The sequence below is a fragment of the Brachyspira murdochii DSM 12563 genome (assembly GCF_000092845.1).
GTDB classification, from domain to species: domain Bacteria; phylum Spirochaetota; class Brachyspiria; order Brachyspirales; family Brachyspiraceae; genus Brachyspira; species Brachyspira murdochii.
In genome coordinates, this window is sequence record NC_014150.1 from 384,977 (window position 1) to 410,792 (window position 25,816).

Here is a 25,816-nt window from a genome sequence, read left to right on the forward strand (position 1 = left end):
TATTTGTATTATTATAAATATTAATCTTTTTTATATCAAGTAAAAATAATATTCGATTTTTTATTATAAATTATAGAAATATAAATAAAAATAATATAATATAATTGTATGAGTAAAGTATTAAAACAATCAAAGGCTGTTCTCATTACAGCATTAATGTATAATGATATTAATATATATAATTTGGCATTAGAAAAACTTATAAATAATTTTGGAGAGATTGAAGTCATAAGTGATGAGTATTTATTTTCTCATTCTATATACTATAAAGAAGAAATGGGAGATACTCTTAATAAAAGATTTATAGTATTTAAGAATATGATAGAAAGAGATTATATAAGCAATGTAAAGAGAATTACTGACAATATAGAGAGAGAATATTTAGATGATAAAAACAACCGTAAAATAAATATAGACCCAGCAATACTAACACTCGAAAACTTTATTTTAGTTACAAATAAAAACTTCACACATAGAATATATTTAAAAGACGGAGTATTTGCTGATTTAACACTTATCTATAAAAAGAAAGAAGGCTATACAGAACTTCCTTGGACTTATGCAGATTATTCAAGCGATGAAACAAAAAAGTTTTTAAAAAAAATAAGAGAGCTGTTCTATAACCGACTTATAGAAAGCTCTCCATTTGGTTCTAATTGGAAATAATTTTTAAGAATCTTTTATTCCGGCAATTCTTACGAACTCTTTATCCCATACTCCAATATGTTCTATTAAAAGTTTTGCTAAAAGCTCAGAAAAATCAGTTGCAACCTTTTTCCAATCGCTGCTTGATTTGAATGCTTTATACTGATCATCAATAGCCTTTTCAAATCTTCTATGTTCTTCAAAATGTTCTTTAATTTTATGGTATTTATCTTTATTTGCAACCTGTATTTTCTGTTCTTCTGCAAAATGGTATTTAGTATAATTAATAGCACCTTTAAATGCCTCATCAACATCTGCTTTTACACCATTATATAAAGCCGAATGAACTTTGTTTGCATATTCAATAATCTGAACATGCTGGCTGTCTATAGTTTTATTATGAGTATAATACTGATCCAGCCATTCTAATTGTCTAGCACCTACTTTAAAGAAACTCATAGCATCTGCTAATTCTTCCATTTGCTGTTCAAGCTCTTTTGATGATTCATGCATAGAAGATACTAATGAACTATTTCCTTGGGTTTGGGCGTCCATATTTGACATAGCATTATTAATACTATCTATACCTATAAGCTGTTCTTTAGTAGTGTTAGCCATATCGGCAATAACTTTAGTAGTTTCTTCTATTTTACTTTCAATATCCTCAAATAAAGTTCTTGACATATTAGCAGAATCTGTTGCCTTTTTAACTTTTTCATTACTTTCTCCAATAAAAGAAGTAATATTATTAACAGAACTTTGAGTAGTTTGAGCCAAGTTTCTAACTTCAGAAGCTACAACAGCAAAACCTCTTCCCTGGTCTCCAGCTCTTGCCGCCTCTACGGAAGCATTTAAAGCAAGTATATTAGTTTGAAAAGCAATATCTTCAATGAATTTAACTAAACCGCTAATTTTTTGGCTGTATTCAAAAGCCTGACTAGTATTCTGAGCTGTTTCTGCAATAATACTTCCAGCTTCTTCAACCGCATTTCTAGCATTTATCATCATATCATTAATTATAGCAGCATTTTCAGCAGTTTTCTTTATAGTGCTTGAAATCTCTTCTGTAGCTTCTGCTGTTTTCTCCAAATCAGCTGCCTGACTCAATGTTCTTGAAGCCAAATCTTTATTGGAATAAGAAAGTGAATATGCTGTTCTTTTTGTTAATGCAACATTAGAATTAGCAATATTAATGATATTTTTTATAGATGTTTTCATATGATCAAAACTCATTATAAGTTCGCCTATTTCATCTTTTCTAGCTAGATATTTTTCTCTGATATCAAAAGTTAAATCTCCTGTAGAAATTAAATTAGCAAGTCTTAATGCTTCTTTTAGAGGTGAAATTAATCTTCTTGTAAATCCTGTTATCATAACAGCTACAATAACAATTATAATAAATGAGAATAATACTGCAAATAATACTGTTTTACCCAATGAAGCATATAATTCGCTTTCTAATATGCTTATAATAATATACCAATTAGTATTATCTATATTATAATAAGACATTAAATATCCCTGTTTATTAGCATCTTTATAATGAAGCATTCCATTACCATTTCTAATAACTTCATCATAATAATCTGCATTATTTTCAACGCTCAATATTTTATTTTTATCCTGATGAGCTAATAACATCTTATTGCTGTCTATAATAGAGATTCTTCCGCTTTCACCTATTTTGGCATTCAAAATATACCTGTCTATCAAATCACCCCAATCAACATTTCCTGCTAATACCCCGATTACTCTTCCATTATTATCCTTAATACCTCTCCATATCCTATAAGTAGGATTACCAGTAGCTACTGATTTAGTAATAGTTGTCTCTCCGCCTGAATTATACCCTCCAGACACAAATTTTTTCCAGCCTTCATCATTTACATTCATAGAAACATTATTTAATATTCCATTCTCAGAATCTATTATGGCTCTTCCATTTAAATCTAGTAAAATAAAATTAATAAATGAATTTCTTGAATTTTTAAAATATTTTAAAGCCTCTTCTGCCCTAAGCCTCAAATTGGGATCTTCTTGATTCTGAAGGAAACTTACAAGAGCTTCAGTAGTAACAAAGTTCGCCATAGAACTGTTATTATCATCTAACCATAAATTTATAAGGTTCTTATAGGAAATAGATGTAGATTCAAAACCGCTTTCAATAGTATTATCTATAACTTTAGTACTCAAAAATAATACAGTACCTATACTCAAAAACATTGACAACACTATAGCTGTTATAAATAGTACGGGTATTTTAAATCTTAAACTATATATTTTCATAATTTTATCCCCATTCATATATTATTTATTAAATAATAACATCTATAAGAAATAATTTCAATATAGAATACTATCTTATAAGTAATCATTATCAATAATGTATTATAAATTTATCTATTAAAATATAAGAATTTTTTACAACATATCGTAATATTTTTTCAATATTTATAAGTTTTTAAAGAAAAAATATTTTAACAATCAGATATTCCAGCAATTTTTACAAACTCTTTATCCCATACTCCAATATGCTGAATAAGCCATTTGCTCAAAATATCAGCCATATCAGAAGCTGTTTTTTTCCAATCGTTAGAAGCATTTAATTCTTCAATTTTTCTGCCAACCAAAGCCTCAAAATTTATATGCTGTTCAAAATGTTCTTTTATCTTTTTATATTTATCGGCATTTTCTTTCTGAAATTTCTCTTCATCAGAAAAATGATACTTAGTATAATCCAAAGTCATATTAAAAATATTTTTTACTCTCTCCAAATCATCTTCATATATAGCCGAATATATATCATTTATAAAGTTAATAAGGTTCATATGCTGTTCATCTATATGAGAATTATTGGTATTATAATTATCCATCCATTCCAAACGATGAACGCCTGTTTTAAAGAAGCTCATAGCACTAAAAAAGTCATTAGTCTGTTTTTCTAATTCAGAAGAAGAAGTTTTCATTAGGTCTACCAGATGAGAATTTTCTTTAGTTTTAGAGTCGATATTAAGCATAGAAGTATTTATTTTATGTACATCTTCTTCCTGCTTATGCATAGTCTCAACCATATTCTCCATAATTGTAGTAGTATTGTCAATTTTTTTCTCTATATTAGAGAATAGTTTTTGAGACATATTAGCTGATTCTGTGGCTTTTTTAATCTTATCATTACTGTCTTCTATTAAAACTGTGATATTTTTAGCAGATTCTGAAGTGCTTTGTGCCAAGTTTCTAACTTCACTAGCTACAACTGCAAATCCCCTGCCCTGTTCTCCAGCACGTGCTGCCTCTACCGAAGCATTTAAAGCAAGTATATTAGTCTGAAAAGCTATATCTTCTATTATTTTTATAATATCTCCGATTTTTTTACTGGATTCAAAAACTAATGATGTATTTCTTGCCGTATCATCTATTATAGAGCCTGCATCAGATATATCATTTCTAGCATCAATCATACTTTCACTTATAGATCTTATATTAGTGGCAGATTCTTCTATAGCTGAAGATATATTTTTCATAAAAATACTTGTCTGATTTATCTCTGCTGCCTGCGATACTGTTCTGTCTGACAAATCCTTATTAGAATAATACAAACTATAAGCTGTTCTTTTAGTTTGAGATATATTTGAGTTTACAACTTTAATAATATCTTTTATTACTCTTTTCATCTTATTAAAACTGTTTAATATCTCGCCTATTTCGTCTTTTCTATTCAAATACTTTTCAGATATAACAGCTGTTAAGTCTCCATTTGCAATATTTTCTGCCTCTTTAACAGCATTATTTATAGGAGATATCAAATACTTAGAGAATATCCAAATTATTATTACAGAAAGTATATCTAAAACAACTCCTACTATTATAGGCAAAATAAGCATAAATTTTACAGGATTATAAAGCTCGCTTTCTGCTATAGTTACAATTATATACCAATGAGGATAAATTATAGTATTGAAATAAAGCATATAAAGCTTACCATCATCGTTTTTAAAATGCTTAATACCTGTTTTTAACTCTGTGATATCTTTTAAAGCTTCAAAATCTTTTATATTGGTTAATACTTTATTTTCATCTTTGTGAGCAACGATATTTTTATCTTCATCAATTATCATAATACTGCCTGTATCGCCGAATTTATAATTTGATATAGAATGACGCATAAAGTCTTCCCAGTCAATATGATACGACAATACCCCTATTTTAGTTCCATCAGGTGCATTTATATCTGAATACATTTTAAATACTGGCTTTCCTGTTATAGAGGACTTTGAAATCCACATTTTTTCGCCTTTTAAATTATTTTGATAAAGATGAAAGTCTGGATCTACACCTTGATTGATATGTATTAGATTGCCGTCCTCAGAATCAAGTAAAATATTACCTTCTGTATCTAAAATTACAAAATGAATAGAAGATTTCCTATAATTTTTGAAAGCAGTCAAACTATTCTCTGCAGCTGAAGTATTTTCTTCTGTTTTATCTAATAAATAATTGACTATACTCTCATTTGTAGAAAAGGCATCTACTATTGATTGTTGCTGTTCTATCCATAGATTAGCCGTACTTTCATAAGCAATGGCTGTAGTTTCAAATCCATTTTGAGCCGCTATATCAACGGACTTCAATGATATTAAAAACATTATAACAGTTATTACAAATATTGATAATGTAATAGAAAGTCCCATAATAAGCGGTATTTTAAATGTTAAACTATGAAGTTTCATTCTAAACCCTTATTATAAAATTTTCTTACATTATAACATATATAAACAATTAAATCAAATATGAAATTATAATACATTATTTCGTACTTAATTATCAATAAAATCAATATATTGTTCATATACTTTACAATTTATAATTATTAAGTTATAATCTATCTTCAAAATACCTATAAGGGGTTATAAAAATGTCTGAAAATAAGTTAATGAATTCAAGCAGCAAAAAAATAATATATTTTGTATTGGCATTTGTACTAATGATAGTTTCTTCTATTCCTGCGAATGTATATATATTATTCGTTGATACTACATACGCATACGATGCTGAAAAATTAATTTACAATATGATTTTTAATAGTTTTTATTTTCAAGTGTTTTACTTTTTCTGCTATTCATTTTTATTTAGTGTAAACAGCAATTTTGAAAATGTTAATAAAAAGACAATACTAATAACATTTTTGTCATTTTTACTTGTATTTTTGCTTAGCATATTTACTTCAGCACCATTAAAAGATTCAATACCTGATATGCTTGAATTTTTTATGTCTAATATAATGATTAATAAAAGCATATTATCTTATATAATGTTTTTTATTATAATACTTTTAGCTGATAACAATTTTAAAAATAATACATATAATAGTTTTACTAAGATAGGAGATATAATTTTCTTTTCTACAATAGCAGCAATTATTGCATTTGTATTTTGGGTATTTATTGTTTTTTTATATGATAAATTTATTTTTAGAGCTGATATATTAAGTGATTTAGAACCGTTAATAGAAAAACTTATTTTTATGTCTATTGTATTCGTTCTTTCTCTAATACCTTTTATATTTTTCTTTGTACAAAAGAGATTTAAAACTGTTTTATCAATATATATTTCAAGAGGGTTATTATTTTTATATTCATTTTTAATATTTGCTTTCTTTTTTGCATTACTATATGAACCAATAATACCTTTTTACAATACAAAATCTTTTATAATTTATAATGCATTATTAATTTTATCTGTTTTAACTTTATACTTCATAAGAGCGGACTATAAGGCTGGGATTATAACAAAGGCAATGTATATAATATTTCCAATACTAGCATTTTTATTTAATATATTAGTATTAAGTTCGAGCATATACAGAGTAACTATTTCTGAAGTTAAAATAAATTACATTTCTATTACTGTTCTTAATACAATAACAGCTGTTAATTTAATATACATAATAGTACAAAATATAAGGTCTATAATAAAAATATTAAAAAACAATATCAATATAAATGAGGCAGTAATTGGAAATAATAAAATATATAACTTCATTTATATTTATGGTATTTACTCTTTTATTTTTTCTTTTATAGCTCCTATAATAATTAAATTTTTATAAAAAATATACAAATTCTATAAAACTTTACTTTTATAATGATTTTTTGTATAATAATATTATGAAAGATTTGGATAGATTAAAACAAATATTAAATGAACCTGTTACCATTGAAAATTTAAATAGAATTAATGATTATTTTATACGCTATTTATTTTCACATACGGGTAATGAAAACATAGCTTTAAACTTTATTAATGCCGTATTTAAAGATTTAAACTTTGAAACTTTTAAGAAAATAGAAATACTTAATCCATTTAACATAGCGGATAACTATGACGAAAAAGAGTCTATAGTTGACATCAAAGCTACTACAGAAACAGGCATAACTGTTTTAATAGAAATACAAGCTAGAGGAAATGAAGATTTTATAAAAAGAGCTTTATACTATTGGGCTTATAATTATAGTTCTAGTTTAAATAGAGGCTCTTTTTATGATGAATTAAAGCCTACTGTGAGTATTAATATCACAAACTTTATACTTACAGATGAAGATAAAGTGCATAGCTGTTATGTATTAAAAGAGTTAAATAACAATAAAATTCTGACAGATCATTGTCAATTACATTTCCTAGAGCTTCCTAAATTCAATTTAAAAAATATTTCTGCAATAGAAAGTTTAGATAATATACATAGAGAATTCATTTCTTGGATAAAATTTTTTAAGGGGGAAGATATGTCTGTCTTGATGAAAGAAAATACTATATTTGAAGAAGTAGAAAAAAAATGCCAAACTTTTGTTAATGACAATCCAGTAATGGATAAATATAAAAAAAGAGAAGTAGATACATATTTTTTTAACAAGAGCATAGAATTAGATATAAAGAAGGCTAAAGAACAAGGTATAGAACAAGGTATAGAGAAAGGCATTAAAGAAAATCAAATATTAACCGCTAAAAACATGAAAAATAAAAATATGGATATTAATCTCATAAGTGAATTAACAGGTTTGAGTATAGAAGAAATAAAAAAATTATAGAAAAAACAATAAAATTTTGAAGTTATTATTAAAAAAATAAAAGTGTATGCATTATATATGTGTGCACTTTTTTATTAAAATTTTTTAATTGAAATTTTAATTATTTTAACTTATTATACAAAACCATAATACATATGGGGGGCTATATGAAAAAGTTTATTATATTATTTGGTATGTTTTTATTTACTCTGGGCTTATACAGTCAAAATGATGATAATAATAAAAGCAAAGTTTCTGAAAAATTAATAAATTATGTAAATGAAGGCAATATTAAAGAAGCTGAAAATATTCTTAAAAAATATAGTGATTATGTAAATAATCGCAATTATGAGGGTTTTACATTACTATCACTTGCAGTTATGGATAATAATATAGAAATGGCTGAGCTTCTTTTGAAATATAAAGCAGATGTTAATGCTAATGTAGATCTTGGAGATAGCGTATTAATAGGTGCAGTTGATAATAAAAATATGGAAATGGTTAAACTACTTTTAAGTTATGGTGCTGATATTGATTATCAGGGATTTAGAGGAAGGACAGCATTATTTTCTTCTTTAAACAAAGGCGGTGAGAATAAAGAAAATATTGAAATGGTGAAACTATTAATAAAAAATAAAGCCGATGTTAATATAGCTTATGACGGAGATAATGAAAACGAAGAAACACCTTTAATGTATGCTGCTATGAAAGGCTATAAAGAAACTGTAAAAATATTAATTGAAAATAAAGCTGATATAAATAAAAGAAATATTTATAATGCAAATGCTTTAATTTATGCTTATATGTATGGACATGAGGATATAGCAGATATTTTACTTCAAAACGGTTCTGATTCTTTGGATAAAAGTTTGAAAGTTTGTAATCTTAATAAAGAAACTTTGCTTAGTTATGATGTTCCATTAATAACTGCTGCAGTGTATTCTACTAATGAAGTTTTTTTACAAAAGCTAATTGATAATGGGGCAAATGTAAATTATAAAACTTATGATAACAAAACCGCATTGATAGAAGCAGCTGATTATAATAATATTAATGCTGTAAAAGTACTTCTTAAAAATAATGCTGATGTTAATGTTCAAAATAAGTATGGTATGACAGCATTAATGTGGGCTTGTCATAGCGGGAATTTAGAAATGACAAAAATGCTTTTAGATGCTGGTGCTGATAAAAATATAAAAGATGGTAATTATGATGCATTGTATTATGCAAGAGAATACGGAAAAAATGAAGAGATAATAAAACTTCTTACACAATAATAATATATTTTTATTATTAATATATATTTTATTTATAATTTTGTGTACTAACAAACGGTACTGCATTTGGCAGTTAAAGACTATATTTTATAATTTATCTTACACATAAAAAATAATTAGTATTGTTTAAATTATTTTTATATTTGCAGCTTTTATAACTTTGACAAAGTTTGCCTGTGATATGCAGCCGTAAGAAGCTGAATAAAAGAGTTAACAAACTTAAAAAATTTTAGTATATACATAAACAATAATAATTTTTCAGCTTTTAGTCATTTGTAAATCTATTATCAACTTTTTTGTGCCAAAAAAACTTTAAAAAAGACTAGGTTTTAGTTAACTATTATATAAAAAAACTATTGTATAAATACTAATTTTTCATCATAAGAAAACTCAAAATACTTACCATATACAGTAAAAGTTATAATAATATTGGCATTGCATTTAAAACTTTTAGACTTTATAGCATCTATAACAGTTTCAAACAAGTCAGAATACTGTGCTTTAAATTTCATATTAAATGATATAGAAGAATTAGCAGGTATTTTTAAATTTTCTGAAGTATCCGATGAATTAGCAGAAGCAAATACTTTGTCAGAATTATTTATTAGTTTAACTTCGGCTTTTTCTATAGGAAGTTCAAAAGGCAGATTATTTTTTACTTCGATTAATGTATTTAGTGTGATATATGATAAAGTGATTTCATCTATAGAAGCACTTTTAAAAGTTATATCAGGTTTATATTTTTCAATATATTCTCTCTTTATCTCTTTTGCTCTTGATTTTATTTTACCGTATGACAATATAAAAGCAATCACTAATAAAACAGCTAAAAAAATTAATAAAATAATTATTTTATTTTTCATAATATTAAATTCCGATTTTTAAATTTATTAATACTTTAATAAAAACATACAAAATAAAATAACTTAAATATAAAAACGGTGTAAAAAAATTAATAATTAAGTAAAATAATAAAAAAGCGTACCTAAAATACTAGATACGCTCATTAACATTCTTAATAATCAAAAATTATTTAGCAGGAGTTAATTTTGTTAATGCATCTTCTACTAATGCAACCCAAGTAGCTCCGCTAACGCCATCAACATAGATGTCATTAGCCTGAATCATTTTGTCATAAGCTGCTTTTCCTCTAGCAGGTCCGCTGCTATGTGCACATTTTGTTAATACAACTTTTGTTAATTTACCGCCTGCAACAGTAACTTTAGCTTGATAATCGCCTTGTCTTGTTTTGTAAGTAGCTTTGTAGTTACCTAAATATGTTCCGTCTGGTACTTTAGACAAATCAACTTTGCCTTGAGCAAATAGGAACATGCTAGCTGCAAAAACTAGAGCAAGAACCAAAACCATAATTTTTTTAAAGCTCATACGATTTTCCCCTTTTTTAAAATAGTTATTATTATAAACTAATTATTCCTCAAAACGTAAAAAATGTAAATTAATTGAGAATTTTTTTTATATTTCCTGACCTTAGCAATGAAAGAAGGTTATCATATTCCACAGTTGTTTTAAGCTGATAATATCTATCATCTATAAAACTTGAATATTCCACTTTTATATATTTTTCTACAATATCTTTTAATTCAGTATTTTCAGATTCTCTATTTGGAAGCTCTTTAGCAAAAGCATTCTCAATTTTTACTTTTGATAAGGCTAAAGCAGCATTAAAGGCACTTGTTTTTATCTCTTCTTCGGTTGAAGCATAACCATTAGGATATCCTATAGATGTAGCTATAAACTTACTTTCATTTACCCAGCCTTCATTAAGATTGATAATATTTGAAGCTTGAGTATTATTTTTTTCTACTGTCTTACAGGATAATGCTAAAAAAGCAAATACAATTAGTATTAAATAATTATATTTCATAATGCCTCCAAATAAAAATACGCTTGCAAAATAATCGTCAAATTTTAATTTTTTTTAAGTTAATAATTTTGCATAATTATTAATTTTAGACTGTAAATGTTCCGATTATATAAAAAAATATACAAACATATTAATATTGGGAATTATTATGAAAAGATTATATATTGTATCTATACTATTTCTTTTGTTATATACAAGAGCTTTCACTCAAATATACACTTTACAAAATAATGAAAGACTGAACAATTCGTATATTTCATCAGAAACTAATTATGCCCTAATCATAGAAAAAAACTCAGCAAATGAAGGTAAAACTTTTGATATAATATACAAAAACAGCAGGCTTACTGGATATAAAGATGCTGGAATTATTAAAATACTTCCAAACGGAACATTAACTGCCACTATGCTTAAAACTTCTCTTGGAAAAGATATGTGGGTTTTAATATACGGAAACACTGAACAGGAATTTGATTCCATAGAAAGAACTATTTTTTCTGGAAATAACTCAATAATATTCGCAAGATTAATGAATTATGGAATAGCTGTTATAAACGGAGAGGCAAAATTACAATATTCAGAATTATTTGATAGTGTAATAAATGATAATTCCTATGCCTTCTCATATTCAAGAGACGGACTATATTATATAAATATTAACGGCGAAGAAAAACAAGTATCATCTAAAGCAGACAGATTAAAATTCTCAAATGACGGAACTAATATAGTATATGTTATTGAAAATGAAGGAAATGCTGTAATATTTACTGGAACTTCCGACAGCGAAAACTTTAGATTAGTTGATGATCTTGCTTCATTTAATAATAACAGTATAGCATATGCTGTAAAAATGATGCCTCAAATAGATACTAATAACCAAACCAATACTAATTCAGTAACCAATAATCTTGAAATTACTAATGATATAGTAACTAATACTTCAACTATTACAAATTATAACCTTTCAAATATAAGTGTATATACAAATGAAGAAGGAATAACTGTTAAAGGTCAGTCAAACACTATAGCATTAATGACTGTAACAAATGTTATAACCAATATAAGATATAATGAGATTCCTTCTTTGCCTCCTGCAGCAGACACTTCAAATACAATAGTTACAAATGAATTTATTATGACAAGTGTTATTGCCAATGGAAGAAATTACGGAGAATTTAATCTTGTAACTAATATGTCATTCTCCCCTAATGGAAAAACTTTAGTATTTATAAATGTTAATACAAACAATACTATGCAGTTATATGTAGGCGGAAATATGACTACTAATTACGATATCATACATAATTATAAATACTCTGATGACAGCTCTATTCTAGCTTACGGAGCTCAAACTAATGGAGTATCTTTTATAATACTAAACGGAAGAAGACTTCCTAATAACTATGACTCTATAAATGATATATACTTTTCTACAAATAACAATCTAGTTTATAATGCAAGCAGAAATGAAAGAGAGTATATTATAGGAAATGATTTTGAAAGCCCTTCATACAATAATATAACTTCATTTAAGTTTTTAGGTGATTCATTTGCTTTTACTGGCGAAAGATTAGGAAAATATTATTATTTTATACTAAATAAAAATGCATCATTAAGAAGAGAATTCGGCGGATATGATTATGTATCACCTTTAGATAATGCTAATGAAAATGCAATATCAATAGTTTCTGACGGAAAAAAAATATATATAATAGAAAACGGCATGATTATGAATGATAATCAGCAAAACTAAATCTCTATTAATTTTTTATTAATATGAACATTTTTATAAATGCATAGCAGGTTTTAATACTTACTATGCATTATTTTTTTATTGTATAAACAAGATAATAAATAATGTATAAAAATACTATTATATCAAAAAACTACATTATTTTATAGCTTGACTTAATATTTTTTTATAGTTAAAATAAGAAAAATAGTGATGGGTCTTATATATTGAAAATTTAAATAATAAAGTAGTTAATGTAAATGAATAGTAATGATAAAATAAGAATCATACCTCTTGGCGGCGTGCAGGAAATTGGTATGAACATGACAGTCATAGAATATGGAAATGAAGTTTTAGTTGTTGATTGCGGTTTTATGTTTCCAAGATATCATATGCTTGGAATAGATTATGTCATACCAGATACATCATATTTAGAAAACAAAAATGTAATAGGTCTTATACTTACTCATGGGCATGAGGATCATATAGGAGCAATACCGCATTTTTTAAGGAAATTTCCAGATATTCCAATATACGGTTCAAGACTAACTATTGCTTTTCTAACAGCAAAACTTAATGATTATAAAAATGAATATAAAGATGCAAAATTATATGAAGTAGAGCCTAGAAACAAAATACAATTGGGTATGAACTTTGATATAGAGTTTATAAGGGTTAATCATAGTATACCAGACGGAGTGGGTATCGCTATAACTACACCGCTTGGAGTAATAATACATACAGGCGATTTCAAAATAGATTTAAATCCTACAACTGATAAGTTTATAGATTTATATAAGTTTGCTGAATATGGAGAAAACGGTGTTCTTTTAATGCTTGCAGACTCCACTAACTGCCAAAAAGAAGGTTTTTCTATGAGCGAAAGTGTTGTACAAAATAATATGACCCCTCTTTTTGCTTATGAAGACGGTATGATTATTGTTGCAGTATTTGCAAGCAGTATAGAAAGAATACAAGATTTAGTAACTGCAGCAAAAGTGAACAATAAATACGTTGCTTTTTCTGGAAGAAGTTTACTTAAATTCACTAAAATAGCTCAGGATATGGGGTATTTAAATCTTTATGATATAGTAATACCAATAGATAAAATAAACAGATATCCAAGAGAAAAAATAGTATGTATAACTACTGGAACTCAGGGAGAACCTTATTCATCTCTTTCTTTGATAGCAGCAGAAGCTCATAAGCATATAAAAGTAGAAGACGGAGATATGATTATATTTTCATCAAGCGTTATACCCGGAAATGAAATGGCTGTTACTAGAATGATAAATAACCTCTTTGATTTAGGTGCAAAAATGGTAGGTGAAGATAAAAAACTTCTTCATGTATCTGGGCATGCCTCAAGCGAAGATTTAAAGTTAATGTACAGATTAGTAAAGCCAAAATATTTTGTACCTATTCACGGAGAGAAGAGACATTTAATAACTCATATAAAATTAGTTGAAAATTTAAATGGTTTGGATACAAAAGGATTTTTACTTTATAATGGAGATGTACTTGAAATAGATGAAACTTTAGAAGCGAAATTGGCTGAACCTATAGAGATAAGAAATATATATGTTGACGGTAAAGGCGTAGGCGATTTGGAAGAAAGCATATTTCATGACAGAGAACAATTATCCCTTAACGGCGTTGTTGTTGCAAATGTTATAGCCAAAAAAAATAAAACAGGACAATATGATATAAAAGTAGATTTAGAAAGCAAGGGATTTACTTATAATGGAGGAGAAAAAGAAGGCTTAATACATAAGACAGAACAGCTTAGAGAGGAAGGAATTAACTCAGCAATGGCAGCCGTAAAAAAACTGCTCGATAGAAATAAAAGAACTCCTTCTACAATAAAATACGAAGTAAGAGAAGCATTGCGTAAAAAATTTATGCAGATAATAGGACGCGAACCTGTAATATTTGTATGTTTATATATGGATCATGTCTATATAGAAAATACAGAAACATCAGAAGATGATATTAATATTGATAATATAGATAATATAAGTAATGAAAAAATAATAACAGAAAATGAAGAGGAGATAAAATGTCATACGAAGAAGAAAAAGAGAATAAAGAAAATAGCAGCCAAGAAGAAAACAGCTCAAATAAAAAGAACAAAATCCAAAAAGAAAAAAGCAGTAAAAGAGAGTTAATATTTACGGCATTAGTTTTGGCATCAATTATAATTGGAATATATAGTTTATTTTTTAATAATGAAAATAAAACTACGCCAATACAAATAACAAAAAATATTAATTCAATATCAGCAAATACACAAGAAGGTATTGCCATTATAGATTTAACTGGGGTTATAACACATGCAAAGAGAAAAACCAGCATAGGTTTGGAATATCCTTCTGTAACTGAAGAGCTTATGGAAGATTTTGAATACTATCTAAAAGACCCAAAAGTAAAGGCAATAGTTCTTCAGGTAGACAGTCCCGGAGGAGCTTTAACATCTTGTGAAGAGGCTTTAAAATATTTGCAGGATTTAAAAGCAAAATATCCTAAACCTATAGTAGCTTCATTTAGAAGTATGGCAGCAAGCGGCGGATACTATATGTCCATGATAGCTGATAAAATATATGCTAATGAATCTACTCTTACTGGAAGTATAGGAGTTATATCACAATTTTTCAATGTTTCAGGCTTAATGGACAAATACGGCGTAAAAATGTATACAATAAAAAGCGGAAGAAATAAGGACTCACTCTCACCTTTCAGAGAACCTAGAGAAGATGAGCTTGCCTACTGGCAGGATATGACTTATGAGTTTGTTGCTCAGTTTACAAATGTAGTAGAACAGGCAAGAGGCGATAAAATAAAAGGAAACAGAGAAGAAATATTCGACGGAAGAGTATTCAGCGGAAAAAGAGCATTAGAAGTAGGACTTATAGATGCTATAGGCACATTACAGGACGCTATAAAAGATGCAGCAAAATTAGGCGGCATAGAAGATGAAGAGCCTTACATTATTAAAAAACCTCAGCAAAAAGATAATTTACTTAATATGCTATTTTCTGGAATATCTGAAAATATAAAACCTAAATCTTCACTTCCTATACCTTATGAAGAAATTATTAACACAAAGTATATAGGAGTGCCTATGTATATTTATATTCCTAATTATATAGGAGAAAACTGATGAGAATATCTAAAGCAATATATTTATACATGATGCATCCCAAATATGCTATGAGGAGTAATATTAATTTTGAATCTTCATTATTGATATATTTACTTTCCATATTGAGTATTGCAGTATCAGCATTATATACATCACATTCAAAATGCAATATCATAAACTTATTTTTACTTGCTTTTGGGATAGCTGCTTATATTGCTGTATCAAATATAGTAAAAATAGCCATAATTAATCTTACAGTATCAGTATTTTTTAAAAATAATGACAAAAAAAATATAACTGCTTTTATTAATAACTGTTTTGGCATATATGGAATATTTATTTTTATACTTCCTATAACTTTAATATTTGGAAATTTTAGTTCTATATATTGGATACAGGCTGGAACACTTTTAATACTGCAGTTATATTATATAGTTCTTATGTATAATAATATTAAGTATTCATTTAATATAAAAAGTCCATTCAGAGCTGTTTTAATTTTGTTTGCTCCTATAATATATGATTACTTAGTATATATGGCTTTGGCAATATTAATATTGGGAAGTTTTATAAACATTATATAACATGAAAAAAATTACTAAATATATTATTCTTGAAACTATAGGTCCGTTTTTAGCGGGAATATTATTTTTTACATTTGTGTTTGTAATACAGCTTTTACCGGAATTAATAAGGCTTATTATGAATAACGGTGCTCCGCTTTTAATGTCATTAGAAACTTTTGTTTATATGCTTCCATTTAATATAGCTATAACTATACCTATGTCAATACTTATGGCAAGCATAATAGGATATGGAAGACTTTCATCAGACAATGAAATAATAGTTATGAGGGCTTTGGGATTTCCTCATATGAGAATATATATGCCTATAATAATATTGGGCTTTTTTACTTTTATGTTTTCATTATTTTTTAATAATGTGATTATGTCAGAATCAAATTACAGATATAGAGCATTAATCTCATATATGGTAAATATAAGACCTTCTATTGCTGTAGGCAAATTAGAGTTTACTGAAATTTCTGATATGGGATTCTCAATAGGAGCGAAATATGCCGATGACAAAAGTATATCAAATGTTGTAATATATGATAAATCCGACACAAAAAGAGTTATCACTGCCAAATACGGCTTATGGAAAAATAATGAAGCAAACTCTCAAGTTGTAACATTAACTCTTTATGACGGAGTAGTACAAGAAATGCCTAATTACGGATTTGTAACCAATGACTACACAGTATTTGATTCTATGGATATTAATATAATTAGAAATGTAAGCACTCTTACCTCTCATGAAAGAGGATTAAGAGAAATGCCATCTTGGGAAATACTTAAAAAGATTAAGGAAGCTAAAAGTAATGCAAATAAATCTGTAGATGAACAAATAACTGGTATGATAAATAATTCATACAACAATGTAAAAAATACTGGAATAGATATAACATCTTTTTCTAATGAATATATTAAAACCAATTCTGCAGAATTAGTATCAATACGTGAAAAAGCTATTGAAGAGTCAGTGCCTTATTTTTATTATGTTGAATTTTATAAGTTTATATCAATACCTGCAGCTTGTTTATTTATGGTATTAATAGGTGCTCCTTTAGGAATTGTAGGAAAAAGAAGCGGCAAAGGTTTTGGCTTTGGAATATCTGTAATAGTTGTAGTTATATATTATCTTCTTATAACAGCTGCCGAATTATTAGCCGGAGGAAAAAAAGTACCGCCTATTTTGGCTATGTGGTTTCCAAATATAGTGCTTGCAATTATGGGCGGATTTTTTATGGTAAGATCTTTCTTTAGCAGAGGAAAATAAAATATGTTTATAACAAGTAAAAATGCAATAACAGAAGCTATATCAAAAAATCTAGTAGAAACTTTATATATAAAATTTCCAATATCCAAAAGAGAAAAAGATATTATAAAACTAGCTGAAAAAAAGAAAGTGTTAATAAAAAATGTTGATAAAAATGAAATGGAAAAAATAGTGGGAAAAGTATATTCAATAGCAGCTGATATAAAAGAGAATGCCGAAATAGGTATTGAAAACTTTTTGCAAAAAGCACTTGAAAAAAAGGATAATCCATTAATATTTATACTAGATTCTATAACTGATGTACATAATCTTGGAGCTATTATTAGAAATGCATACTTCTTTGGGTCATCAGGCATAATAATACCAAAAGATAACTCAGCCCCTATCAATGAAAAAGTTTATGAAATATCTGCAGGTGCTGCTTATCATCTGCCAATATCAATAGAAACTAATCTTAATAGAACTATAGAACTTATGAAAGATAAAGGCTTTTGGATATATTATGCTAGTGAAGAAGGGGAAACATCTTTAGAAGATTTTAAGTTTAATACCCCTACTGCAATTATACTTGGTAATGAACATAGCGGAGTGAGAGATATTTTAAAGAAAAACTCTGACGGAAGTATTATAATAAACAAATCTAATGATTTTGATTCATTAAATGTATCTGCTGCCTCTGCTGTTATAGCATATGCATATTCTATATATAAGAAATAATAATATTTTATTTTTATATATTATTTTTATTTTTTTACTTGCAATAATAATAAAAAATATATATATTTATTAATATAGGATATAAAATTTAAGGCATATTATATGGAGATTAAAAAATGCCTATAGCACCTTTGGATTTACAGCAATTATATATGCAGCAGTCGCATATAGGACGTATGGAGCATACGAGAATGGCCGCCAAAACCATAGCTATGCAGTCCGAAGATAGAGATATACATAGAGATTCTTATATAAAAGATTCTACTGTTGTAAAATCCGAAAATATTTCTGATGAAACAAAAGTTAAAGAAAAAAAAGATGATGAGCAGAAACAAAAAGATCAAGGTTATATGTCCTATAGGAAAAAAAATAAGAAAAGAATTATTGATAATAATGAAAATGAAAATAATATTATAGAAATAGAAGAGGTTTCAGCTACAGAAAAAACTAAAGGATCAAAAATAGATCTCTTAGGATAGTACAATTTTCAAGTTATGCAAATTTTAATCAGTGTGATAATCAATATAACAATATTAGCGGTTGTCTTACCGTTATTTTATATATATATAGTTTCTAAAGCTAGAGAAAGACTAGAAAAAGAAACTATGTCAAAGGCTAGAGAAGAAATAGAGGCTTTGGTAAAAGAGTTTAATAATATAGCATTATCAAGAATTTCAATATTGGAAGATGCTATAACAAGAGCAAATAAACTCACAGGTGAATTAACTTCTAATAATAAAGAAATCCATACTGAAAATAATACTATAAAAGAAGTAAAAGAAAATAAAGAAGAAATTAATAACAATATAACTATTCATAATGAAAGCCCAAAGAAAAAGTTAGATATAAGAGTAGAAGATGAAAATGTAGAATTAAATATAAAACCTGAAGAAAATAAAAAAGAAGTTAAAGAAAATAAAGAAATTAAAAAAGAAGAAGTTAAAAAAACTGTCAAAAAAAATAATATAGATACTGCTGCAAAAGCTATAGATGATGAAGCTAGAAAAGAGGCTATAGAGAGATTAAGAAGCAAATTAGACAGAACTATAAAATCTAATATGTCCGTATACGATAAAAATAATGATACATATAAAAAAATATCAAAAGAAGAAGATAATACAACACTATCATCAGATGATAAAAATGCCAACATTATCAAACTATATAAAGAAGGCATGAGCAAAGAAGATATTGCTAAAAAATTAAACTGCTCTATTACAGAAATTGATATAGTAATAGATTTGGAATTAGAATAAAAACTAATTTAAAGCCTTATTTTTTATAAGTATTAAAGATAAATTATAAAGCTCGTTCTCATCTTCCCCTGATAAAGAATAATATATTCCTTTAACATTCCAATGGGCAACATATTCTTTATCATAAGTCTCCATTATTATTTCTGTAGATGTTTCATTATCAGTATATGTTTTATATTCTTTTAAATTATCATACAATACTAGTAGTTCACCTAAATTTTTTGAAGCTCTGTAATAGAAGTTAATATTATTATAATCAAAATTTGACTCTGCAATAGTTTTATTAACAATAGAATACTTAACATTAAAAGAATTCTCTGGTACAGGCGTACAATAACCTAATACAGAAAAAGATTTAGTAGAATCCACTGGCACAATATCCATATTAGATTTATTTGAACATGATATTAAAATAAATATAAGTGTATTAAAAACTATAATTTTTTTAAACATTTATTATCTGCTCCTTAATTTTGGGTGAAGTATCTTATCCAAAGCAAAGCCCAAAAATGCAAATGACATACCTAAAACAGCAATTAATATTCCCGGAGGTATTATCCACCACCAAAGCCCTGATAACACAGCAGAGCCTTTCATAGCATCATGCAGAATCTGTCCCCAAGTAACTATAGAAGCATCTCCAAGTCCAAGCAATGATAAAGAAGATTCATAAACTATAGCAGAAGGTACAGCCAAAGCCATAGAAGCAAACGAAAAAGGAAGAAGAAGCGGAGCTAAATGATTAAATATTATTCTAAAATGCCCAGCTCCTATTGTACGTGCCGCCTCAATATATGTTTCTTCTTTAAGCTGCATAGCCATAGAACGTACTGTCATAACCGAACCAGTCCAAGAGAAAAATATCATCATTGTTATCATAGTCCATATACTTGGCTTAAATATTGCACTCATAACTATCATCACTGGTAAAACTGGAATACCTATAAATATCTGATAAATAAACTGCATAATATTATCAACTATTCCTCCGAAATATGCAGACACTATTCCATACATTACTCCAATTATAACTGATATAAAACTTGTTGCTATCCCTATAAATAATGCCCATTTTAGACCTGATACAAGACCTGAAAATATATCACGCTTCATGTTATCAGTACCCATTATACCAGACATAGATCCTACCAATACCATATATGGATTTTCAAAACTCGTATTATTATTGTCCGAAAACTTTAACAAAACTTCAAATTTATAAATACCTTTTAATGCTTTAAAATCTTTAGCCATATCATCTTTTTTAGTATTAAAAAGTATTTTCATAGGATTGGTAGTAAGAGTATCAATCTGTCTTGCAAGCATTCTAGGTACAGAATCTCTGTAAAACCTAAATATTCTATTTTTTGAATCATTAAAGGCTGATATTCTCAAATCACCGTTTATATTATGTAAACTATCCGATAATGTAATCATTGCCCCGTCTGGTCTTGTAACAGTCCATACTGCTGCAGCTGAACCATTTACATTTGCATGAAATATTAAATCAACTGGGGATTTATCAAATTTATAATCATATTCAAATATTGCTTTATAGGTTAATTGATTATCTATATAGTTAGTTTCAATACTTATAGGATTGATATCTGTAGTAATAGCTGACTTTTCTCTCTGAAAAAAATTAAGCCACTCTGGTGCTGCTGAAGCTGGGTTATCCTGCCAATATGTTATATCTCTCCAACGTTTAGGAGCTTCTTTATAGGTTAAAAGCAAAGGCTCAAATAATGATACTAATATTGCCAAAACTAATATACATAAACCTACAACTCCTGTTTTATCTTTTTTAAACTCTTCAAAAAACTCTATTAATGGAGCAAGTTTTTTACTTATATTATTTTTCATTATAACCTGCCTCCTACTTTTATTCTAGGGTCTAAAAATCCGTAAGATATATCAAGCACCACAAGTCCGAATTGATAAAGTGCTGTAGTTATAGCCAAATTACCCATTAATACAGGTATATCATTTTGCTGAACTGATATCCAATAAAGATTACCAAGACCAGGCCAAGAAAATATACCTTCAAATATAATAGAGCCTGCAATAGAACCAAGAAGTCCTAATAATGTTATAGTAACTATAGGAGGAGCTGAACTTCTCAAAGTATGACCAAGTAAAACTGACTTTTCTGATATTCCTCTGGCACGTGCTGCCATTATATAATCTTCCTGCAAAGTGGATAATACTATGTTTCTTACTACAAATGAAAGCCCCCAGAATCCTATTAATGTTAATGTAATCAAAGGCAGAGACATATGCCATAACATATCCAAATAATACATTATACCAGTAGGTACAGGTATTGAATGTACTCCTCCGGAAGGAAACAAATTAAACTTATAAACAAATACCATTATAAGTATCATAGAAAGCCACCAAGTAGGCATGCCATATACTATCATAGTGATAATGCTTGTAGTTCTGTCAAATAGTCCTCCTGCTTTTCTTGCTTTTATAAGCCCTATTATTAATCCTATTATCATTTGTATAACTGAAGCTGTCGTAAAAAGTATTATGGAACGAGGAAGTGCCTCCCCTATTATTTTTATAACTTCTCTGCTTCCATTAGAATCCATCATAATAGCCGATTTTCCAAATTGAAAAGTTATTGTATTAACAGCACGTATAAATATTCTCTCTCCTATACTTCTATTAAGCCAATATATATCATAGTAATATGCCCTTCTCTCTTTGATAAAATTCTCTATATCTTCGGTACGCATATTACTAAGCCCTCTAACTTCTGCATTAATATTTTCTTCAATCTGAGATTTTAGAGTTTTTTCACTTACAGTATTAAATATAGCAGATGACATAAACATCAGTATTATAAACATGATTATGCCTTTTAATATACGTTTTATAACAAAATAAGTAAACATAATACAATCCTTTCAAAACATTATACTAAAAATAATAAAAATTGCAAAGTATTATTATCCTTTTATAAAATATTAAAATAATTCGTGAAAAGTTATTCTATATAATTAGAATATTCATTAAGATAGCTTTCTGAATCCGTAATTATAATATTATTAAATAAATCAGTTTCAATATAATTTATGTTTTTAAGAAGTAAATATATTTCATTATTAGATATAGACAAGTTCAGCATATTTTTTATATCTTCATAAGAATATGATAATTTTATTGTTTTATTATCATTAAATAATGTTTCTATTTTTAATATAGCAAATATTAAAACAATAATCTTTTCTTTCACATTTTTTTTATTTAAAGCCTTTATTTTTAATATTGTAGTTATAATTTTTATAGAATTCATTTTTATATAATCTAATCTTAAACTAATGTCTGTATATAATTTTTTTATAAAATCATTATATGTTAATATTTCTATTACAGACTCTTCAAGCACTATTGCAGTTATAAATAATGGCTTATATTCCAATTTAGGATTTACAAAGTTTAAAATATGATTGCTTTTATATACAACTCCTGCTGTCTGCTTTGAATTAATTATATTATATATTCCAATTTTTCCAGATTTTATACAGTAGATATTGTTAATAATATCAAGTTCAGTGTACAAACAATAGCCTTTTGAAAATTTATATATATTTTTATCAACTTTTATAGGTTCATCAGCCGGTTTCAAATTCTTTAAGAACTCTATTACATTATCACAATTTTCACAATCTTTAAATGTATTTATATGAGAAATGCAAAGTTTATAGCAGGCATCTTCAAAGCCATTATTTTTATATATTTTAGCCATTAGTAATGTATCTTCTTTATTGTACAAATCTATTTTGTTATTAATTAAAATATTATAATATTTACTAAGCCACACCTCAAGAGTAAACAATAAATAACTTGATATTCTTTTTATAATATTATGATTATCAATCTTGTTTATATTTTCTATTTTTATCTCTAAAAGCTCACAGTCTTCTACAGCTTCTATTAAAGAAAAATAAGGTTCATTTGTTACAGATGATATCAAACCTATAATATCGCCATTTTTACTAAAAAAATTAGAGTTTTTTATAAAATTATTATAAGATAATGTTTTACCTTTTATGATTAGATAAAAATAATTTTTAGGTTTTTCGCCGCTTTGAAATATTATAGATAATTTAGGATATTTTACGAGTTTGTGTTTTGTGTTTTGTGTTTTGTGTTTTGTGTTTTGTGTTTTGTGTTTTGTGTTTTGTGTTTTGTGTTTTGTGTTTTGTGTTTTGTGTTTTGTGTTTTGTGTTCATGCTAAAAACAATAATAATATGAATATACTTAATTATATATTTTATTTCAATTATGTCAATAATAAATTAGCAATACTGAGTTTTTTCATTAAACGAAGAAGTTTTACCGCTTTCAATATGCTTATCCATCAAAATATTAACTATTTCATCAGCACGGTTATTTTCTTTATTATTAGAATGTCCCTTCACTTTTATAAACTCTATATCATGCTTCTTTGAAAGTTCTATTAATCTTATCCAATACTCTTTATTTTCAACAGGCTTTTTATCACTTTTTATCCAATTATTTTTCTGCCAAGAGTATATCCATTTTGTCATACCATTAACTAAATATGCACTGTCGCTGTATAATTTAATATTATGAGAATGTTTTAATCTTTCAAGTGCCTTAATAGCAGCTTTCATCTCCATTCTATTATTTGTGGTATTATCTTCACTTTCACCTATTTCAAGACGCAAATTATGTTTTTCGCTTATCAGTATAGCTCCCCAAGCTCCAAGCCCGGGATTACCTCTGCATCCTCCGTCTGTATATATTATAATATTATCTCTTATCATAATTTTTTATTAATTACTATACATTTATGAAGCTAATAAATCAATTAATTTATTATTTATATCTTCGGCCAATCTTTCTTTAGTGTAATCTTTTTTTGATACAGAAAAACCAGACGCTTTAGGATGTCCTCCGCCTCCGAAACTTTCTGCAACATCTCTAATATCTTTTGAACATCTGCTTCTAATACTTACTCTAAAATTATCCTCACCTTCATGAATGATAAATCCTATAAGCACATCTTCCATTTGTATAAGTGTGTCTGAGGCACTAACTCCAAGCTCTTTTATACTAGTACCGCAAATAGTATCTTCCAAACATATATAGCCTATTTTTCTGTCATAGTCTATAACCATTCTTTTATATATTTCCATTAAGGCATCTACATCATTTTTAGTGTATCTCTTTCTTACAACATTACCAAGATTTTCCTGTATAACACCTATTTTCATTAACTTTGAACCATAAAGAAGAGTTCTTTCTGTAGTATTGCTGAATATAAAACTTCCGGTATCAGTACAAATTCCGCTGTATAAAAGCGTAGCTATTGAAGAGTCCATCTTATCTGCATAATCTTGAAATATATCAAATATTATCTCGCAAGTGGCCCCTGCTGAAGTATCATCATAAAACATAGTAACACCTTTAATATTTCTTACTTTATGATGATCTATAAAAATTACTTCATTATACTCATCTGTAATATCAGAAAGCCAGCCTATTCTGTCTATATCTCCAGAATCCAAAATAACCAAAACATCTTTTTTAGGAATATTATTTTCATTAACTTCAAAAATTACTCTGTCAACAAATAAAACATTATGCAAATCTCTTTGCATTTTATCAGTGTTAACAACAAAAGCCTCTTTATTAAATAATTTTTTTATAATCAAAGATAAAGCAAGTCCGGAACATATGCAGTCGCAGTCTGGATTTCTATGTCCTGTTATTGTAATATTCTGAGCTTTGGATAATCTTTCTATTATCTGCTCTTTTGATGTATTAATTCTATCATCATTTATTTGTGAATTTAGTTTATCTTCTTTAATTTCTGTAAGCATTATAATGAAAACCCTAATAAATTTTTTTTTAATTATCTTCTGTGCTTTCTTCTGGTATAGTCAAATTCTTTATGTCTGTTAAGACTTTATTTGTTTCTATCAAATTTTTGTCATAATGAAATGTTAGATTAGGAACATATCTAATAGTAAGCTGCTTTCTAAGATAAGAAAATATTACGCCTTTAGCACTATTAAGACCATTAAGAACCTCATTTTTCTTATCTTCATTGAGGCATACAAAGTAAACTTTAGCATTTTTCAAGTCTTTAGCTGTATCTACTTTAGTAATAGTAACAAGATTATTTTTAATTCTAGGATCTTCTATCTCTCTCATTATAATCAGAGAGAGAGTCTGCTTAATATTTTCATTTACTCTAAGTATTCTATGTGAAGACATATTT

The 25,816-nt window shown here is 27.1% G+C and carries 23 protein-coding genes and 1 pseudogene; 12 read left to right on the forward strand and 12 right to left on the reverse strand.

The features are described from left to right. Positions 1-108 precede the first annotated feature (108 nt). On the forward strand, positions 109-666 hold the full coding sequence (locus tag BMUR_RS01515; RefSeq protein ID WP_013112829.1) for a DUF4416 family protein: 558 nt from the start codon (positions 109-111) through the stop codon (positions 664-666). Between the two features lie 3 nt (positions 667-669). On the opposite strand, the gene BMUR_RS01520 is transcribed toward BMUR_RS01515, so the two are convergent. Further along, positions 670-2,931: a methyl-accepting chemotaxis protein gene (locus BMUR_RS01520; protein ID WP_013112830.1), complete on the reverse strand. Its 2,262-nt coding sequence runs from the start codon at positions 2,929-2,931 to the stop codon at positions 670-672. A gap of 191 nt (positions 2,932-3,122) precedes the next feature. Then, on the reverse strand, positions 3,123-5,372 hold the full coding sequence (locus tag BMUR_RS01525) for a methyl-accepting chemotaxis protein (protein ID WP_013112831.1): 2,250 nt from the start codon (positions 5,370-5,372) through the stop codon (positions 3,123-3,125). Positions 5,373-5,557: 185 nt separating this feature from the next. On the opposite strand from BMUR_RS01525, the gene BMUR_RS01530 reads away from it, so the two are divergent. The 3 genes from BMUR_RS01530 to BMUR_RS01540 all read left to right on the forward strand — a co-directional run bounded on the left by BMUR_RS01530 (position 5,558) and on the right by BMUR_RS01540 (position 8,983). After that, on the forward strand, positions 5,558-6,751 hold the full coding sequence (locus BMUR_RS01530) for a hypothetical protein (RefSeq protein WP_013112832.1): 1,194 nt from the start codon (positions 5,558-5,560) through the stop codon (positions 6,749-6,751). Between the two features lie 58 nt (positions 6,752-6,809). Then, the gene (locus tag BMUR_RS01535; RefSeq protein WP_013112833.1) at positions 6,810-7,727 is read left to right on the forward strand and encodes an Rpn family recombination-promoting nuclease/putative transposase; all 918 of its coding nucleotides are present in this window, start codon (positions 6,810-6,812) and stop codon (positions 7,725-7,727) included. 146 nt (positions 7,728-7,873) lie between these two features. Then, on the forward strand, positions 7,874-8,983 hold the full coding sequence (locus BMUR_RS01540) for an ankyrin repeat domain-containing protein (RefSeq protein WP_013112834.1): 1,110 nt from the start codon (positions 7,874-7,876) through the stop codon (positions 8,981-8,983). 353 nt (positions 8,984-9,336) lie between these two features. On the opposite strand, the gene BMUR_RS01545 is transcribed toward BMUR_RS01540, so the two are convergent. The 3 genes from BMUR_RS01545 to BMUR_RS01555 form a co-directional block, all read right to left on the reverse strand. Next, positions 9,337-9,846, reverse strand: a complete 510-nt coding sequence (locus tag BMUR_RS01545) for a hypothetical protein (RefSeq protein ID WP_013112835.1) — start codon at positions 9,844-9,846, stop codon at positions 9,337-9,339. Between the two features lie 166 nt (positions 9,847-10,012). Then, on the reverse strand, positions 10,013-10,369 hold the full coding sequence (locus BMUR_RS01550) for an FMN-binding protein (RefSeq protein ID WP_013112836.1): 357 nt from the start codon (positions 10,367-10,369) through the stop codon (positions 10,013-10,015). 70 nt (positions 10,370-10,439) lie between these two features. Further along, positions 10,440-10,868 carry a hypothetical protein gene (locus BMUR_RS01555; RefSeq protein ID WP_013112837.1) on the reverse strand — a complete coding sequence of 143 codons (429 nt, stop codon included), beginning with the start codon at positions 10,866-10,868 and terminating at the stop codon, positions 10,440-10,442. Positions 10,869-11,016: 148 nt separating this feature from the next. On the opposite strand from BMUR_RS01555, the gene BMUR_RS01560 reads away from it, so the two are divergent. The 8 genes from BMUR_RS01560 to BMUR_RS01595 all read left to right on the forward strand — a co-directional run bounded on the left by BMUR_RS01560 (position 11,017) and on the right by BMUR_RS01595 (position 19,554). Continuing rightward, on the forward strand, positions 11,017-12,621 hold the full coding sequence (locus BMUR_RS01560) for a hypothetical protein (protein ID WP_013112838.1): 1,605 nt from the start codon (positions 11,017-11,019) through the stop codon (positions 12,619-12,621). Between the two features lie 239 nt (positions 12,622-12,860). Further along, entirely contained in the window at positions 12,861-14,768 is a 1,908-nt protein-coding gene (locus tag BMUR_RS01565; protein ID WP_013112839.1) for a ribonuclease J, read from the forward strand. Further along, complete coding sequence (gene sppA / locus BMUR_RS01570) at positions 14,660-15,760, forward strand: signal peptide peptidase SppA (protein ID WP_187287619.1); 1,101 nt, start codon at positions 14,660-14,662, stop codon at positions 15,758-15,760. The genes BMUR_RS01565 and sppA overlap by 109 nt, the downstream gene beginning before the upstream one ends. Continuing rightward, positions 15,760-16,326, forward strand: coding sequence for a hypothetical protein (locus tag BMUR_RS01575; RefSeq protein WP_013112841.1), 567 nt, complete (start codon positions 15,760-15,762; stop codon positions 16,324-16,326). Before sppA ends, BMUR_RS01575 begins: the two co-directional genes overlap by 1 nt. 1 nt (position 16,327) lies before the next feature. Beyond that, complete coding sequence (locus BMUR_RS01580) at positions 16,328-17,581, forward strand: LptF/LptG family permease (RefSeq protein WP_013112842.1); 1,254 nt, start codon at positions 16,328-16,330, stop codon at positions 17,579-17,581. 3 nt (positions 17,582-17,584) lie between these two features. Beyond that, positions 17,585-18,298, forward strand: coding sequence for a 23S rRNA (guanosine(2251)-2'-O)-methyltransferase RlmB (rlmB, locus tag BMUR_RS01585; RefSeq protein WP_013112843.1), 714 nt, complete (start codon positions 17,585-17,587; stop codon positions 18,296-18,298). A 116-nt stretch (positions 18,299-18,414) separates the two neighbouring features. Then, positions 18,415-18,777: a hypothetical protein gene (locus tag BMUR_RS01590; protein WP_013112844.1), complete on the forward strand. Its 363-nt coding sequence runs from the start codon at positions 18,415-18,417 to the stop codon at positions 18,775-18,777. 15 nt (positions 18,778-18,792) lie between these two features. After that, positions 18,793-19,554 carry a DUF6115 domain-containing protein gene (locus BMUR_RS01595; protein ID WP_013112845.1) on the forward strand — a complete coding sequence of 254 codons (762 nt, stop codon included), beginning with the start codon at positions 18,793-18,795 and terminating at the stop codon, positions 19,552-19,554. A gap of 3 nt (positions 19,555-19,557) precedes the next feature. On the opposite strand, the gene BMUR_RS01600 is transcribed toward BMUR_RS01595, so the two are convergent. The 7 genes and pseudogenes from BMUR_RS01600 to rbfA all read right to left on the reverse strand — a co-directional run bounded on the left by BMUR_RS01600 (position 19,558) and on the right by rbfA (position 25,812). Continuing rightward, positions 19,558-20,007: a hypothetical protein gene (locus BMUR_RS01600; RefSeq protein WP_013112846.1), complete on the reverse strand. Its 450-nt coding sequence runs from the start codon at positions 20,005-20,007 to the stop codon at positions 19,558-19,560. A 3-nt stretch (positions 20,008-20,010) separates the two neighbouring features. Beyond that, on the reverse strand, positions 20,011-21,417 hold the full coding sequence (locus BMUR_RS01605) for an ABC transporter permease (protein WP_013112847.1): 1,407 nt from the start codon (positions 21,415-21,417) through the stop codon (positions 20,011-20,013). Beyond that, positions 21,417-22,457 carry an ABC transporter permease gene (locus tag BMUR_RS01610; RefSeq protein ID WP_013112848.1) on the reverse strand — a complete coding sequence of 347 codons (1,041 nt, stop codon included), beginning with the start codon at positions 22,455-22,457 and terminating at the stop codon, positions 21,417-21,419. The genes BMUR_RS01605 and BMUR_RS01610 overlap by 1 nt, the downstream gene beginning before the upstream one ends. Before the next feature lie 92 nt (positions 22,458-22,549). Continuing rightward, positions 22,550-23,674: pseudogene (locus BMUR_RS01615) on the reverse strand (cyclic nucleotide-binding domain-containing protein); the annotation flags it as partial. A 190-nt stretch (positions 23,675-23,864) separates the two neighbouring features. After that, entirely contained in the window at positions 23,865-24,356 is a 492-nt protein-coding gene (gene rnhA / locus BMUR_RS01620) for a ribonuclease HI (protein WP_013112850.1), read from the reverse strand. 24 nt (positions 24,357-24,380) lie between these two features. Continuing rightward, on the reverse strand, positions 24,381-25,415 hold the full coding sequence (locus tag BMUR_RS01625) for a DHH family phosphoesterase (protein WP_013112851.1): 1,035 nt from the start codon (positions 25,413-25,415) through the stop codon (positions 24,381-24,383). Positions 25,416-25,443: 28 nt separating this feature from the next. Further along, positions 25,444-25,812, reverse strand: coding sequence for a 30S ribosome-binding factor RbfA (rbfA, locus tag BMUR_RS01630; protein WP_013112852.1), 369 nt, complete (start codon positions 25,810-25,812; stop codon positions 25,444-25,446). Positions 25,813-25,816 lie beyond the last annotated feature (4 nt).